A 16,290-nucleotide genomic window follows, 5' to 3' on the forward strand; every position below is an offset into this window, starting at 1 on the left:
TTAGGCAACCTGCCAAGTCTGATAAGGTACTAGTTGCAGGTACGCAGGGAACTAGTTCATTATCTACTAATGAGGATAGTACTAAGGATATGTATGCGGTAGAGTTCTGCGGGTACTTCCCTACTGATAATCCCAAGTATAGTATCATAGTTTCCATTAATAAGACTGGATTACCTGCAAGTGGTGGACTAATGGCAGGTGATGTGTTTAAGAAAATAATAGTAAACTTAAAACAGAATTGAAATGACAAAAATGTCTCAATGTAGTACATGTATTGGAGATGGAGTTCATTGTGAACATTATCGACCAACCGATGACAGTCCTTGTCCTAATTATATATTTGATACTTCAAGTACGGAACAAGGTACTATTAAATATGAAGTTAAGAAAGCTTTGTATCGATATATTATGCGAATTGCTATAGCCCTTATACTTCTTCCTCTTATTGGAGCAGTAACTTTTAAGACTTATATATTTATAATTCTTTATCTAGTTTTTTTCGTTTCTCTCTATTTAGTAATTGCACACTTTGATAGTATATTGCGATTTGTTAAGGGGAAATTATGGAATAGAAAGATAAAACATCATAAAACAAGGAACTTACAAAGGCACAAGAACTAATTAAATTTGAAGAAACTGTTTATCGCATAATTTCTAAACAAATACAATATGGAAGGTTGGATAGTTTTAGGCTTAATACTAATAGTTATCGCATATCTCTTTGGTAGAATAGGGTTCGCTGTTGAGGAAGACAAAGAACGGTCAGAATATGCAAAAACAAATGAAACTATAGATAAGGCGATTAATGCAGAAGATAACAAGACACGAAATCTAGTTATCAGTACGCTGAAGGAGATTGGTTGTCAACCAGAAGTTGATGATGATAATGACATCTGTTTTAAATATCAAAATAAGGACTTTTTTATTAACGCAGACAATCAAACCGCTTTTATCGTAATCTGGTCTAACTTTGGAAGTCTTTCTTTAAATGACCCTGATATAAATATCCTGAAAGATGCTATAAATCAAACTAATATGGACGGACGTGTTACTTTAGCATATTTTATTAATAATGAAGAGAATACTATAACTGTATATTGTAAGCATTATCTACCATTTGTACATGAAATACCTTCAATTCAAGAATATCTACGAAGTAATTTGGACAATTTCTTTTGGACACATCAATATTTAGTGGATAAACTAAATTCTTTAAAAGAGAATCCTACAATGCAGAGTTCAAGAGAACGAATCATTGTAAAAGGTTTTAACACCAAACGTGATAATGAATAAGAAGAAAGGCAGCATTTGAAGTAACATTCACTTGCTGCCTTTATTTTTACAGAAGGGTGCAAATTAATGCCCCTCATACACGCTTTTTATCCTATTTATTGAGTATGCTTACAATAGGAACAGTCTTATCAAAACCTGCCTTTGTTGAGTATTTGAATGTCCCAATCTGCTTTGCACATTTTCCTTCAGGAACTTTGATAACTTGGTCGTCATAATACGATTTCCCTTCATCACACAAAAATAAAACCATTAGTCCTGTTGATATTGAGAGTTCGTCAATTTCATTAGCTAAAGCGTCACCTGAATCAAGAACCTGAAAGACCTCAAAATTATTTTCACTAATGCAATCCCCTTCTTTCTCAAAGAATGTCATTCCATTATTTGAAGATTCTCCATTTGACGAATTTCCAATAAGTGCAGCAATAACAAGCATTAAAATAGCACCTGTAACAACGCCTGCAATAAATATTAATACCTTTTTCATAATCTAATTATAAATCTTCACCATTTGCATTATTGTATTCATTATCATAATACATCGTAATACAATATTTGCCCAAACGTTCATTAATCATAAACCAAACAGCTTTTTTTGATATATATTGTGTCACAAAATTAACTATCTCTGCTCGCAGCTCTTCACTTGGATTCGCAAGTTGTTCTTTTGTATATTGCGGGAAGGCAGCCTCAATTTGTTTTGCCATAAAAGTTTCATCAGTTTTTTGATAAAACACTGCTTCATAGCGTTTCTTATGGACGGTTATTTCATAAGAAATATCTTCATCATCTGGTATCATATATTCTTCCAAAGGTAAAGAAGAATACTTAGAATTATTAACAAACTGCTCGCAGAGTCTATTAAACCTTATCTGGATAGCCCTTTCATCAATATTATTAACATCACAAATCATTATTCGATACACCTTATTATTATTTGTTACAACGTGTATATTGACATCTGCACCATTAAATTCACCAACTAAAACATCTTTATCAAGCGGACTACTCGTATAACCTTTAGCTTTTAATTTCTGAATCATTTCAGATTTACTTCCGTCAACTGGAATACCTAAAAATTTAGTAACGTCTTGTTGCGCATAAATAAATAATGAAGATATGAGCAACATTGTAATTGATAGTAGTTTTTTCATATTATCAAATTTTACCGTTCTCCAGTTTCTACAAGAACATCAATACTATACATCGAAGCGTGAAACTGTAATGCTATCTTTGCCCTTTTTAATAATTTCCCACATTTTGCAACAAAGCAGCACAACGCTTCTGTTTTACCAATTCAATTACAAATATAATAATTATTAATTATATAAATAATATCTTTTTATCAAAAAAACTTAGATTTAATAGATGCATTAATATATGAACGAATAAAAAGGGTACAAATTAATTGCACCCTTAAAAACAGATTCAACTAATTATCTATTATACAAGAAGGCGGCATTTGAACTATCTATCAAGTGTTGCTTTTTTAGTTCATTTCCTTCTCTTCTTAATTAATTTATGCTTATCCTTCTTGGATGAATTTGAGAATAACTGTTCTAACATCTCCCTTGTAATAGGTAAATATGTGACCTCTGTCAATCTAGTTTCTCTAATCTCTTGTGGTAAATAAGAAATCACGGTGCTCTTTTTGGGTGTTACTTGCATATTTTTGTAGAAATAAATAGATTGGTAATTGATTTATCTATAGCAAAGGTACTGATAAGAATCTGTCCAATCTAATGTAAAAGATACATTCTGGATTATTGAGGTATGTGTTTGTATTGGAAGAAAATGTCAAAGTGGTAGATAGCGACAAAATGGAATTATTGCTTCTATAAGCAGAATAATGGATAAAGATGTACATAAACTAAAGGAAGTCCCGAAGCTAAGAATTATGCAGAGAACTTTGCCGAGTATTATAAAGATATACAAGGCAAATAAGTGATTAAAAATTAAAAGTCAGTTATCGAGATGATAGTTGGCTTTTTATTTAAATATAAGTTGTTAAATAGAACATATAGATTAAAATATCATAGGGAAATGCGTTTTATTTCAGAATTAAGAGTTATATTTGTAATGTTCTTATGAGGCATACAAAGCACAAGAATGAATCACCATTTTGCTAAATGGCTAATAATTAGATACAGTAATAAAAGCCCCATTTTTTTTTGCTCTTATTTTTTAAGCTCCTTTCTAATTCGTATCTTTGACCCTTGCATTAAGAGAGTATTCTCAATCTTAAAATAGTAAGTAGTAAATCGTAAAATAGTAAATGAAATTATGTTTTCTGGAATCGTAGAAGAATATGCTACTTTGGTAGCACTGGTGAAAGACCAGGAGAATATACACTTTACATTTAAGTGTTCGTTTGTGAATGAGTTGAAAATCGACCAGAGTATTTCTCACAATGGTGTGTGTCTGACAGTGGTGACTCTGACAGATGATACGTATACGGTGACTGCCATGAAAGAAACATTGGAACGCTCTAATCTCGGTCTGCTGAAAGTGGGGGATAAGGTGAATGTTGAACGTAGCATGATGATGAATGGCCGGTTGGACGGACATATTGTTCAGGGACATGTAGACCAGACTGCTACTTGTATTGATGTTAAGGATGCGGAAGGTAGTTGGTATTTTACCTTCCAATATGCGTTTGATAAGGAAATGGCGAAACGTGGATATATTACGGTGGATAAAGGTTCGGTGACTGTGAACGGTGTTAGCCTGACAGTATGTAATCCGACCGATGATACTTTCCAGGTAGCTATCATTCCTTATACGTATGAGCATACAAACTTCCATACGTTTGAGATTGGCAGTGTGGTAAATATTGAATTCGATATTATCGGTAAGTATATCAGTCGGATGATTCAGTATAAATAGTTGGCTGTCGCGAAAGCGAATTTCAATCGTAAATTGTAAATCATAAAATCGCAATCTTATGGATTTTCTTCAATTGGTACAGGCTCGTCAAAGCGACCGTTCGTATGATAAGCAGCGTCCGGTGGAGCCGGAAAAGTTGGAACGGATACTTGAAGCTGCTCGTTTGGCGCCTTCGGCCTGTAATGCGCAGCCTTGGAAGTTTGTAGTCATCACGGATAAGGAACTGGCCCAAAAAGCGGGGAAAGCTGCTGCTGGTTTGGGGATGAATAAGTTTGCTAAAGATGCTCCCGTGCATATTCTGGTGGTAGAGGAATCTGCTAATATTACCTCTCTGCTTGGTGGAAAGCTGAAAGGCAAGCATTTTCCATTGATCGACATTGGAATAGTTGCTGCTCATATTGCTTTGGCGGCTGAAGCCGAAGGACTGGGCTCTTGTATTCTGGGTTGGTTTGATGAAAAAGAAATGAAACAGCTTGCCGGTATTCCTGCCTCGAAACGTTTATTGTTGGATATTGTCATTGGCTATCCGGCAAAGGAAAAACGCAAAAAGATGAGGAAGCCGAAAGAAAAGGTGATTTCATACAACCGTTATTGATTGAAAAATAATTATATTCTTAGTTCTTTAGGATAAGCATATAACAGAAAGCATCGTTGTTTTAAAGGAAGAGTACGTTCCTTTTAAACCAACGATGCTTTCCTTTTAAAGGAACGGACTGTTTGTTTAAAACCAAAAGTGTTTCCTCTAAAGTGTTGATATATAACTTATTATTAATGCCGCTGAATAAGCGGCATTAATAATGTAGTATTTATTTCTTTTTTGACAAATCCTTCAGCAAATAGTCTACTGCCGCTTTCAGTTGGGCGTCTTCTCCTTTCAGGCTGGCTTCGGGCTTATTATAGATAAGAATATCAGGTTGTAAAGTCTGATTTTCGAGATCGTTGCACTGCTTGCTTCCTTTTCCTTATAAATCTTTCAGTAATACTTGACTTGCTTTTTTATAGTATTCTTCTCTGGATTCGGTCAGCACTTTCCATTCGTCGTTGAATTCTTCGTCTTTGTCAATTTTGAAATTCTCGGAACCGTATGTATCCAAACGATCCAATAAGATGGCTACATTCAATTGATTGATATCCATTGACGGTTGATAGCCGATTTCTTCGCTTTTTTCGTCGGTGACTACCTCGTGAATCAATTCTATTTCCTGCAACTGATAAAGCACCTGATTGGTTAGTCGGATGGGAATCTGATGCTCTTCCGAGATTTCTGCAGCCGTATAGGGAGGTTCGTTCTTCTCAAACCGTTTGGCTATGAGCGACATAATCAGGATGGATATAAAGTCTCGGTATCGTCTGCTGATATTCCGGGTATCCTGGTCAAAACTAAAACTACGGATATTTTGCCCGGCATACGTCAATTCGGCTCCGAATAAACAGATTGTCCAAGATATTTGCAGCCAAAGCAGAAATAAAGGAAGTGCGGCAAAACTACCGTAAATGGCGTTGTACTTTGATACCCACAACTGGCTGTTGATATACAGGAATTGAAAAGCCTGATAAGCAGACCCCGCCAGAATGCCTGCAATGAGCGCGTGTTTGAATTTTACTTTTGTATTCGGCATGAAGATATACAGCCCTGTGAACATCAGCCATGTCAGGACGAAAGGGATAAGCCGTATCATGAATTTCATAATAGGAGCAAGCAGGACGAAATCATCCATCTGTTTGAGAATGGTGCTCATAAACAGAGAAAGTCCTCCGGATACTACAATCAGAATCGGCATCAACAGGAACATAGAAAAGTAATCCGTAATCTTGCGATACATGGACCGTGCTTTTTTTACTTCCCAAATACGGTTGAAGGTGATTTCAATATTGCTGACCAGATTGATAACCGTCCATAACAACATGACCAAACCAACTCCAATGAAAATACCCCCTTTGGTTTGTGAAAGATAGGAGTTGACAAATGAGAGAATGGCCTCTGTTGTTTCTATATTTCCTCCGAAACCATTGCGGAACTGATGTTCCATCAGGTTGTCGAATCCAAAACCGCGTGCCACGGCAAACAGGATGGCAAGTATCGGTACAATGGCGAGCAATGTGCTATATGTCAGTGCGGAAGCTTTATTAGCCATTCGGTCTTTGGTAAACCGGTTGATACAAAGATAGATGGTCTTTATAATATTGTAGAGTGAGAACTTGGTTCGGGTCACTTCATCTTCCGTAATGCGCCAGATGTCATACGTAAGAAACTTCCATATATCGGTGATTTTCTTCTTCATAGTTCAACGGATAATTAAAAGAAAAAGCAGTCAGCCTATAAGCCGAGTTCTGTACCTTATATAAAACAAGGTGCCTGTCATTTATCTGAGTGGCGTGTCACCACGACACTTTAGCGGTCTACCCTCCGACATGGAGCGAGCAACTCTCATAACGCCGGTTTACATGACCTTACAACTCCTAAGACGTACAGCCCGACATGTCACCATGCGGCTGGTGGGCTCTTACCCCACCTTCTCACCCTTACCTCTCCCCGAAAGGAGCGGCGGTTGTTTTCTTCTACGTTACTCTACCCTCACGGACAGCTTTCTGTTAGGAAGTAGGATGCTCTATGTTGCCCGGACTTTCCTCCTGCACGAAACGTGCACGCGACAGACCGGCCAACTGCTTTAGACTGCAAAAATACGTCATTTATTTTGTTTTAGCCAAAGAAAGTAGCACAAATAGAAATAATTTCTACCTTTGCTATTATTAAAATGAATTTCAATGAAGAAGAATATCCTCCTTTTCTCTTGTTTTCTGGTGATTGCGGCAGTCAGCCTGAAAGCACAGGAAATACGTCCCATGCCTGCCGATTCAGCTTATGGGGTAGTGCATATCTCTGTTTGCAATTTGCGCGAAGAAGGCAAATTTACTTCCGGCATGAGTACGCAGGCATTGTTGGGGATGCCGGTCAAAGTACTTCAATATACCGGTTGGTACGAGATACAAACGCCGGATGATTATACCGGATGGGTACACCGGATGGTGATTACCCCCATGTCGAAGGAACGTTATGATGAGTGGAACCGGGCGGAAAAGATAGTGGTTACTTCGCATTATGGATTTGCGTATGAAAAACCGGATGAAAGTTCTCAACCTGTGTCCGACGTGGTTGCAGGCAATCGTCTGAAGTGGGAGGGAAGCAAAGGTCATTTCTACAAAGTATCTTATCCCGACGGTCGGAAAGCATACATTTCTAAATCTATTTCTCAACCGGAAACAAAATGGAGGGCTTCATTGAAACAAGATGTTGAAAGTATCATTGCGACTGCTTATTCGATGATGGGAATTCCTTATCTGTGGGCAGGAACCTCTTCCAAAGGAGTAGATTGTAGCGGCTTGGTACGTACCGTGCTTTTTATGCATGATATTATTATTCCAAGAGATGCGTCTCAACAGGCTTATGTGGGCGAACATATTGAGATTGCTCCTGATTTTGCCAATGTACAACGGGGGGGATTTAGTGTTTTTCGGCCGTAAAGCAACTGCGGAGCGTAAAGAAGGAATCTCTCACGTTGGTATTTACCTTGGTAATAAACAGTTTATCCACGCTTTGGGCGATGTACACATCAGTAGTATGAACCCCGCGGATAAGAACTATGACGAGTTCAACACGAAACGTCTGCTTTTTGCCGTTCGCTTCCTACCTTATATTAATAAGGAGAAGGGAATGAATACTACGGATAATAATCCTTATTATAAATAGTTGATAAATGATGTTTGATAGTTATTGTGAGTATTTTGTATAAATATCTATCATCTATTATCTGTCACCTGTCATTTATCACCTATCATTTGTAATTTATCATCTATTAAAGCATGCAGAACAGAAGAGATTTTTTGAAAACAGCGACTTTGGCTGCTTTGGGTTCAGGGTTAGTGGTCCGTCAGACATTAGCCGGAGAATCATCGCTTTCTAACGTCTATATAAATAAGCTCGGTTTGGGAGGAAAGATGAAAATGAGCTTTTTCCCTTATGAATTGAAGTTGAAGCATGTGTTTACGGTTGCCACATATTCACGCACAACGACTCCTGATGTACAGGTGGAAATAGAATATGAAGGAATAACGGGGTACGGAGAGGCTTCTATGCCTCCTTATTTGGGAGAGACGGTAGAATCGGTTATGAGTTTTCTGGGGAAAGTGAATCTGGAACAGTTTAGTGATCCTTTTCAGCTAGATGACATTTTGTCATACGTTGACAGCCTCTCGCCAAAAGACACGGCGGCGAAAGCTGCGGTAGATATTGCCCTTCATGATTTGGTGGGAAAACTGCTGGGTGCTCCCTGGTATAAAATATGGGGATTGAACAAAGAAAAGACGCCTTCTACCACCTTCACGATAGGTATTGATACACCTGATGTGGTAAGGGAGAAAACAAAAGAGTGCGCCGATCAGTTTAATATATTAAAGGTAAAGCTGGGACGGGACAATGATAAGGAGATGATTGAAACCATCCGCTCGGTAACGAATCTGCCGATAGCGATAGATGCCAACCAAGGCTGGAAAGACCGTCAATACGCGCTTGATATGATTCATTGGCTGAAAGAAAAAGGCATTGTGATGATAGAACAGCCTATGCCGAAGGAGAAGCTAGACGACATTGCCTGGATAACACAACAAAGTCCATTGCCGATATTTGCAGATGAATCGTTGCAGCGTTTGGGAGATGTAGCTGCTTTGAAAGACGCTTTCACGGGAATTAATATTAAGCTGATGAAATGTACCGGTATGCGTGAAGCATGGAAGATGGTAACGCTGGCTCATGCGCTCGGTATGCGTGTGATGGTGGGTTGTATGACAGAGACCTCGTGTGCTATTTCAGCAGCTTCACAGTTCTCGCCATTAGTCGATTTTGCCGACCTGGATGGTAACTTGCTTATTTCTAATGATCGCTTTAAAGGGGTAGAAGTAGTGAAAGGAAAGATCACCTTAAATGATTTGCCCGGAATCGGTGTCATGAAAATCTGACTTTACTGAATGAATGTCAGAGTGTTAAAGCCATCTGACATACAACGAATGTAAATTTGTCAGGTGTTGTCGTTAACCGCTGTTAAGCTCCAAATATTCTCTGTTAAAAGTGGACAAAAAAGAGTGACAAGTAGAATAAGTGAACGATATTTGTTATTATTTTAACGTCGTAAAAGTTAAAACAATGTCGAATATTAACAATTTAAAGAATTATAAATCATGAAACAGACAACAAAGAACATTCTGGGAGTAGGAGCAATCATTCTTCTTAGCTCAGGAGTTGCAGGATTGACAACTTACAAATTGTTGCAATCTAACGAAGCTGCTAAAGAGACATCTTTTAATGAGATGTTCAAGCAGAATCCCAATGTCAAATTGGCTGCTTTTGACGCTGTGAACGCTCAACCTGTTGACCTGACTCAGGCTGCGGAGAATTCGCTTCATGCTGTCGTACATATAAGGTCTACTCAAGAAGCTAAAACAAGAACTGTTCAGCAAGCGCCGGACATCTTCGATTTCTTTTTTGGTGATGGACGCGGACAGCAGCGTCAGGTACAGTCTCAACCTCGTGTAGGTTTTGGTTCGGGAGTAATCATCTCGAAAGATGGATATATCGTAACGAATAATCACGTGATTGAAGGTGCAGATGAAATCAGTGTGAAACTGAATGATAACCGTGAGTTTAAAGGACGCGTGATCGGTACTGACCCCAGCACCGACCTTGCATTGGTAAAAATAGAAGGTGATGATTTCCCGACTATTCCGGTAGGAGACTCCGAAGCGTTGAAAGTAGGAGAGTGGGTATTGGCGGTAGGTAACCCGTTCAATCTGAACTCTACTGTAACTGCCGGTATCGTAAGTGCGAAAGCCCGTTCTCTGGGTGTATATAATGGTGGTATAGAATCATTCATCCAAACGGATGCTGCTATCAATCAGGGGAATAGTGGCGGTGCGCTGGTAAATGCCAAAGGTGAACTAGTAGGTATCAATTCGGTGCTTTCTTCTCCGACTGGTGCTTATGCAGGATATGGTTTCGCTATCCCGACCAGCATTATGACGAAGGTAATTGCCGACCTGAAACAATACGGAACAGTACAACGTGCATTGCTCGGTATTCGTGGTGGTTCTATCGGTAGCAGTTTGATGGACGACCGTCAACCGATTGATAAATCCGGTAAGACACTGGCAGATAAAGCTAAAGAACTGGGTGTTGTAGAAGGAGTGTGGGTTTCTGAAATCGTAGAGAATGGTTCTGCTGCAGGAGCTGACATTAAAGTGGACGACGTAATTATCGGTGTGGATAATAAGAAAGTATCTAATATGGCCGACTTGCAGGAAGCTCTTGCGAAACATCGTCCGGGTGATAAAGTGAAAGTGAAACTGATGCGCGATAAGAAGGAAAAGACCGTTGAAGTAACGTTGAAGAACGAACAAGGTACTACCAAAATCGTGAAAGATGCAGGCATGGAAATCTTGGGAGCTGCTTTCAAAGAATTGCCGGATGATTTGAAGAAACAATTGAATCTGGGTTACGGTTTGCAGGTGACAGGGGTTTCTTCCGGTAAGATGTCAGATGCAGGAGTTCGTAAAGGTTTCATTATCCTAAAAGCTAATGACCAGCCGATGCGCAAAGTCAGCGATCTGGAAGAAGTGATGAAAGCTGCTGTTAAGTCTCCGAATCAGGTATTGTTCCTGACCGGTGTGTTCCCATCCGGTAAACGCGGATACTTCGCTGTCGATCTTACTCAAGAGTAATATATAAAATAAGGTAAGAAGATTATAGGATAAGCTAATGAAATAGAAAAAGGATGCCGCCAATCAACTTGTCGGCATCTCTTTTTGTTTTATTAGTTGAAAAATATAGTGTAAAAGTTACTTAATTTTGTATGTTAACAAATTATTTGTCGTAACTTTGCACTCCAAATCTGTTTTTAAAGAATGAGACAACTAAAGATTACCAAAAGTATCACTAACAGAGAGAGCGCTTCTCTTGATAAGTATTTGCAGGAAATCGGCCGTGAAGACCTGATTACTGTCGAGGAAGAAGTGGAACTCGCTCAACGCATTCGTAAGGGTGACCGTGTAGCATTGGAAAAATTGACACGTGCCAATCTTCGTTTCGTCGTATCTGTGGCTAAACAGTACCAGAACCAGGGTTTGAGTTTGCCTGACTTGATTAATGAAGGCAATTTAGGACTGATTAAGGCTGCCGAGAAATTTGATGAGACACGTGGATTTAAGTTCATTAGCTACGCTGTATGGTGGATTCGCCAGTCTATTCTGCAAGCATTGGCAGAGCAGTCGCGTATTGTTCGTCTCCCGTTGAATCAGGTAGGTTCGCTGAATAAGATCAGCAAAGCCTTCTCGAAGTTTGAACAGGAAAACGAGCGGCGTCCGTCTCCCGAGGAGTTGGCAGACGAACTGGAAATTCCGGTTGATAAAATCTCTGATACGCTGAAGGTGTCCGGCCGTCATATTTCGGTGGATGCGCCTTTTGTGGAAGGAGAGGATAACAGCCTGTTGGATGTGTTGGTTAACGATGATTCGCCTATGGCGGACCGCTCTCTGGTTAATGAGTCTCTTGCGAGGGAAATTGATAGAGCTCTTTCTACGTTAACCGATAGAGAAAAAGAAATCATTCAGATGTTTTTCGGTATCGGACAACAAGAAATGACATTAGAAGAAATCGGCGATAAATTTGGCCTCACACGTGAGCGCGTTCGTCAGATTAAAGAAAAAGCAATTAGAAGACTTAGACAAAGTAATCGTAGTAAATTGCTCAAATCTTACTTGGGATAAGTAAGGAATATCAGTTTCTGAAAAAAAGAATTTGAGTCGCATAAGTCGCACTTTTCATGTAGAAGAATGTACTTATGCGACTTTTTATATAAGTCCTATTCTATAATTTAATCTTGTGCTATGTGAGTTTTATGAAGAAATCTGTTTTAATATCATTTGTTCTGGTTGCTTTGGGAGCAGGGGTGATGGCATACGCAAGATATGCGACATTGTCTTCTGACACGGTGCCTGTTAAAATAGAGCAACGTTTGCGTGAAAAAGCGCAGGCGGGAAGGGCTTATTGTGATAAGAACGGGTATAATACAAATTATTGCTTTCTGGTAGATTTCAGTATTCATTCCGGTAAAAGGCGTTTCTTTGTATGGGATTTCAAGGGAGATTCTGTGAAGTATGCAAGTCTTTGTGCGCATGGATACGGGAAAAACAGTACGCTGTCCAAGCCTGTATTCAGTAATGTGGAAGGTAGTTATTGCTCTTCTTTAGGAAAATATAAAGTAGGGATACGGTCGTATAGCAAGTGGGGGATTAATGTTCATTATAAATTGCATGGATTGGAAGCAACGAATAACAATGCTTTTAAACGGTATATCGTGTTACATTCTTATACTCCGATGCCGGAAACGGAGGTGTATCCTTTGCATCTTCCATTAGGAATCAGTCAAGGGTGTCCTGTGATATCTGATGAGGTGATGAGGAAGGTTGACAGGCTGCTCAAGGCAGAAAAGAAACCTGTATTGTTATGGATTTATGATTAAGAAATGCTATTTATTTGAGATAAATCGAGGTAGTCTCTTCTTTTTTGTTACCTTTGCGAAGTTAAAAATTATATGATATGAAATACGTAAAAATACTATTTGCAATTGCACTTGTGTTTACCATGTGCTCCGCTTTTTCTCTGAAAAAAGACCATTCTAAACCGGTTTATGCTTTTGGAATTTCTGCTTCATTTACGGATACGGTAGTCTATTTCACGGATATTCAGATATTAGATAGTGCGAAGGTTAGCAAAGAAGGATTCTTGGCTCATCGTGAATTATATAGTTATCAGTTGAAAAATTATCTGGAGGATAACCAACTGCAGCAGAATAGTACATGTATGATTTACTTCTCGGAAAACAGAAAGAAGTTGGAAAAAGAAGCAACGAAGATTCTGAATAAATATAAGAAGAATAATAGAATGACGGTATCGCGGATTGATTCAGATAAATTCCGCTTTACGAAACCGGAAGAGTAATAAGCAATAACTTAATTGTTAATATAATAAGAGATGCAGGTTTGCATCTCTTATTTTTTTATCTTTGTCCCTGTTATAAATGAGGAATATTATGAAAAAGATTAAAATATTATCGCTTTTGTTCGTATGTTTGTCGATTTTCTTATCAGCTTGTGGTGATGATGATACTCCTGTTCCAGTAACGGTAAAAACAGTCTTGATGTATCTTGTTGGAGACAATGATATCAGTAATGATATATATAACAATATAGCATCAGTTGAACGAGGATTGAGCGAAGTTACGTCTCCTGGTACATTTGTAATTTATTGGGATGGTGGCAGTAGAAAAGGTGAGTTTCCTGTCCCGACTCTGTTTAAGTATGAAGTGGATGGCAAAGGTTCTGTCAGTAAAAGAGAAGTGATAAAAACTTATAGTAGCCAGAATTCAGTATCAAATGAGGTGATAATTAATGTATTGAAAGATGTGGAGGCTTACTGTCCAGCTGAAAAGTATAGTCTGATTTTGGGTTCTCATGCTACCGGATGGTTGCCTGCGGACTATAGTAAGAGCCGTTCTTTTGGTGACGACAATGGAGCTAAAATTCATATTCCTGATTTATCGAAAGCTTTAGAACAATCAGGTATTCATTTTGATTATATATTATTTGACGCTTGTTTAATGTCTCAAGTTGAGGTTGCTTATGAATTAAGAAATACTGCTGATTATTTAATTCTTTCTCCTGCAGAGGTTATGAGTGCGGGTTTTCCTTATTTCAAGATAACGAAATATTTATTGTCTGCGGATAACTCAGAGCAGAATGCTATAAATGTCGCAAAGGACTTTATTGATTACTATAAAAATGAATATAGTTATTCGTGGGGTACTATTGCGGTGATAAAAACGAATGAAATATCGGCATTGGCGAATATTACTTGTTCAATTATGAAACAGTATCAGGACAATCTGGTTAAGTTTGATAATAGAAAAATAGATTATTTTCAAGCCCATTATGGTTATGGGAGGTCTCCTTTGGATCATTCGGCATATGATTTTCGAGCTTTTATGCGTGAATTGACTGATAATAATATTCCTTCTGATTTTGAAGAGCAATTGGAAAGGGTAGTTATATATAAGAACTATGTTGACGATTATAAATTGGTGAATATAGATTCGGATATATATTCGGGTATCGGGTGTTATATACCGGATACTAGGTATTTAAAATGGAATACTTATTTTAGGACTTTGCAATGGTATTCGGCTACCGGATGGGATGAGACTGGCTGGTAAATGCAGGAGGATATTTTTCAGATGTCAACCAGGTGAGAGCTACCCTCCACAAAAAAAGTAATGAACAGCCCGGCGGGTACAAAAGGTACAGTAGGTACACTGCATATTTTTCTCACACACACGTGCGTGCGTATAATAGGTATAGAAAGTACCGCTTGAGACTAAGTGGTTTCTATTGACAAACAGGGCAACCGCACCAAAAGTTTGTTTTATTTCCGCACGGTTCTGAATCATTTGATAACGGAACACCGTGTAACTGACCTCTTTCTTAATGAATAAAGTATAATAAATGCCACTATAAGATCATTGCCGTTCATCGATTTCACCTGATTGTCGAAATGCCGATGAATAAGGAGATAGCGGGTGAAGGCAAGTGGCAAATTCAGGCAAAACTGAACATTATCGGTTTCACCTTGTCTTTTCAAAATATTCCTTGAGCTAAAACTAATTTCATTATAGCTAATCCGGATATCATTATAGCTAATGAAAATATGCTTATAGCAAATCCACTGTCAGGTATTAACAGATAATCCATCAGGAGTTAATAGTATGGATGTCAAGTATTAACACCTTGATTATTATCTACTAACACTTGAGTTGGCAGATCTATATATTCAACACATTGTATCTATATACTTACCGCGTTGAATCTATACATTCAATACGGTGGCTCTATATGTCCAGCAATCGGTGTAAATAAATTTGAAAGGTGAAAGCAATAACGGGAGATTTCACCTTGATTTTTTCTACGCTTTCACCCGCTATCTCCTTATCCATCGATGTTTCAGAGATAAGGTGAAACTGGTGGAACTTATGACTCAAAAGTTCATGTTCTACTTATGCGAATCAGTAATTGAAAACAAATTTTCATTCATTTCCACACAGGTTTGAACAAGTTCATCCACACTAGATTTTGTTCCTTACCCGTTAAAATGAAACAAATTTTGGTGCGGTTCCTCTTGCTAATTTTATAAGACCTTACCTCATCTTGCGAGCTCTCTGCTGTTCTTGTTGTTTATATCCTGTTGCTCTTTCTCCCTTCATAAATTAGGAATAATACTGCACTCATTTGATTGAAACGCTTGATTGCATACAGCGTGTTTGTCAATGCAGGTGATAAGGGCATTATATAGCGCGCGTGTGCGTGTGTGATAGAGCCTCGAAAAAGTGTACCTGCTGTACCCGTTTGTTATTAACAGGGTAGTGCTTTGTTAATGCTAAAGCAGTGCTTTACGAGTGCTAAAGCTACGCTTTACGCTCTCTAAAGCTATGCTTTTTTTAAGTTCTTTCAAAGCGTCTGGTATTACTTTTGTTTCTTTGCTCATTCTCATGCCCCTTTCTCTACTGTTGAAAAAATATGTTCTACAACATCATTATCCTTCAGTGTTTTAGCAGATTCTTTCAAAAAAAACTTCGAAAAAATAGTTTAATATATTTGGATTGTATACTAAAAGGGTGTACTTTTGCACCCGCTTTCCAAGAGAAGAAAGCCTTGCAGAATTGACATAGTGAAAAAGCGAAATTGCGCTTAAAGAAAAGAACAAAAAAACTTCCGAAAAGTTTTGGAGGATAATAAATAAAGTTCTTATCTTTGCAGTCCGATTCGCAAAGAAAACGGCCTTTGTTTTTCTTTTATACATTCTTTCCCTTTCGCATAGAGAGCCTGAGAAATGAGTAAAAAGAAAAAATAAAAAAAAACTTCCGAAAAAGTTTGGTAGTTAAAAATAAAGCCTTTACCTTTGCACCCGCTTTTGAAACGAAGGCAGCAAGTTCTTTGAAATATTGATAAACAATACAA

At 38.2% G+C, this 16,290-nt stretch carries 13 protein-coding genes, 1 other RNA gene and 1 pseudogene; 11 read left to right on the forward strand and 4 right to left on the reverse strand.

The annotated features are described in order from the left end of the window. Both DXA05_RS24480 and DXA05_RS24485 read left to right on the forward strand, forming a co-directional pair. Positions 1-242 (forward strand): penicillin-binding transpeptidase domain-containing protein (locus DXA05_RS24480; RefSeq protein ID WP_284515693.1); only part of this gene is annotated, 242 nt, incomplete at its 5' end. Positions 243-669: 427 nt separating this feature from the next. Continuing rightward, positions 670-1,293: a hypothetical protein gene (locus tag DXA05_RS24485; RefSeq protein ID WP_118496813.1), complete on the forward strand. Its 624-nt coding sequence runs from the start codon at positions 670-672 to the stop codon at positions 1,291-1,293. A gap of 91 nt (positions 1,294-1,384) precedes the next feature. Here the strand turns inward: DXA05_RS24485 and DXA05_RS24490 are convergent, their stop codons facing one another. Together DXA05_RS24490 and DXA05_RS24495 are read right to left on the reverse strand one after the other, a co-directional pair. Then, positions 1,385-1,777, reverse strand: a complete 393-nt coding sequence (locus tag DXA05_RS24490) for a hypothetical protein (protein ID WP_004321162.1) — start codon at positions 1,775-1,777, stop codon at positions 1,385-1,387. Between the two features lie 7 nt (positions 1,778-1,784). Further along, the gene (locus DXA05_RS24495; protein WP_004321160.1) at positions 1,785-2,444 is read right to left on the reverse strand and encodes a hypothetical protein; all 660 of its coding nucleotides are present in this window, start codon (positions 2,442-2,444) and stop codon (positions 1,785-1,787) included. A gap of 1,129 nt (positions 2,445-3,573) precedes the next feature. On the opposite strand from DXA05_RS24495, the gene DXA05_RS24500 reads away from it, so the two are divergent. Both DXA05_RS24500 and DXA05_RS24505 read left to right on the forward strand, forming a co-directional pair. Further along, positions 3,574-4,176 carry a riboflavin synthase gene (locus DXA05_RS24500; protein ID WP_004317631.1) on the forward strand — a complete coding sequence of 201 codons (603 nt, stop codon included), beginning with the start codon at positions 3,574-3,576 and terminating at the stop codon, positions 4,174-4,176. A 58-nt stretch (positions 4,177-4,234) separates the two neighbouring features. Beyond that, positions 4,235-4,771 carry a nitroreductase family protein gene (locus tag DXA05_RS24505; protein ID WP_128859727.1) on the forward strand — a complete coding sequence of 179 codons (537 nt, stop codon included), beginning with the start codon at positions 4,235-4,237 and terminating at the stop codon, positions 4,769-4,771. A 367-nt stretch (positions 4,772-5,138) separates the two neighbouring features. Here DXA05_RS24505 and DXA05_RS24510 read toward each other — a convergent pair whose 3' ends face one another. Beyond that, positions 5,139-6,458 carry a YihY/virulence factor BrkB family protein gene (locus DXA05_RS24510; RefSeq protein ID WP_008643322.1) on the reverse strand — a complete coding sequence of 440 codons (1,320 nt, stop codon included), beginning with the start codon at positions 6,456-6,458 and terminating at the stop codon, positions 5,139-5,141. A 22-nt stretch (positions 6,459-6,480) separates the two neighbouring features. Beyond that, positions 6,481-6,844, reverse strand: an RNA gene (rnpB, locus tag DXA05_RS24515) — RNase P RNA component class A. Between the two features lie 98 nt (positions 6,845-6,942). Here rnpB and DXA05_RS24520 point away from each other — a divergent pair. From DXA05_RS24520 to DXA05_RS24550, 7 genes and pseudogenes are all read left to right on the forward strand, one after another. Then, a pseudogene (locus DXA05_RS24520) lies at positions 6,943-7,924 on the forward strand (NlpC/P60 family protein). 113 nt (positions 7,925-8,037) lie between these two features. Continuing rightward, positions 8,038-9,189, forward strand: a complete 1,152-nt coding sequence (locus DXA05_RS24525) for a dipeptide epimerase (protein ID WP_128859728.1) — start codon at positions 8,038-8,040, stop codon at positions 9,187-9,189. A 219-nt stretch (positions 9,190-9,408) separates the two neighbouring features. Further along, entirely contained in the window at positions 9,409-10,944 is a 1,536-nt protein-coding gene (locus tag DXA05_RS24530) for a trypsin-like peptidase domain-containing protein (RefSeq protein ID WP_004317638.1), read from the forward strand. A gap of 183 nt (positions 10,945-11,127) precedes the next feature. Continuing rightward, positions 11,128-11,988 carry an RNA polymerase sigma factor RpoD/SigA gene (locus DXA05_RS24535; protein WP_002561589.1) on the forward strand — a complete coding sequence of 287 codons (861 nt, stop codon included), beginning with the start codon at positions 11,128-11,130 and terminating at the stop codon, positions 11,986-11,988. Positions 11,989-12,119: 131 nt separating this feature from the next. Then, positions 12,120-12,743 carry a murein L,D-transpeptidase catalytic domain-containing protein gene (locus DXA05_RS24540; RefSeq protein ID WP_128859729.1) on the forward strand — a complete coding sequence of 208 codons (624 nt, stop codon included), beginning with the start codon at positions 12,120-12,122 and terminating at the stop codon, positions 12,741-12,743. Between the two features lie 77 nt (positions 12,744-12,820). Continuing rightward, positions 12,821-13,222, forward strand: coding sequence for a hypothetical protein (locus DXA05_RS24545; protein ID WP_004310274.1), 402 nt, complete (start codon positions 12,821-12,823; stop codon positions 13,220-13,222). 91 nt (positions 13,223-13,313) lie between these two features. Further along, the gene (locus tag DXA05_RS24550; protein WP_004303863.1) at positions 13,314-14,492 is read left to right on the forward strand and encodes a clostripain-related cysteine peptidase; all 1,179 of its coding nucleotides are present in this window, start codon (positions 13,314-13,316) and stop codon (positions 14,490-14,492) included. Positions 14,493-16,290: the final 1,798 nt, after the last annotated feature.

The sequence above is a fragment of the Bacteroides sp. AM54-2NS genome (assembly GCF_003602935.1).
GTDB lineage: Bacteria > Bacteroidota > Bacteroidia > Bacteroidales > Bacteroidaceae > Bacteroides > Bacteroides xylanisolvens.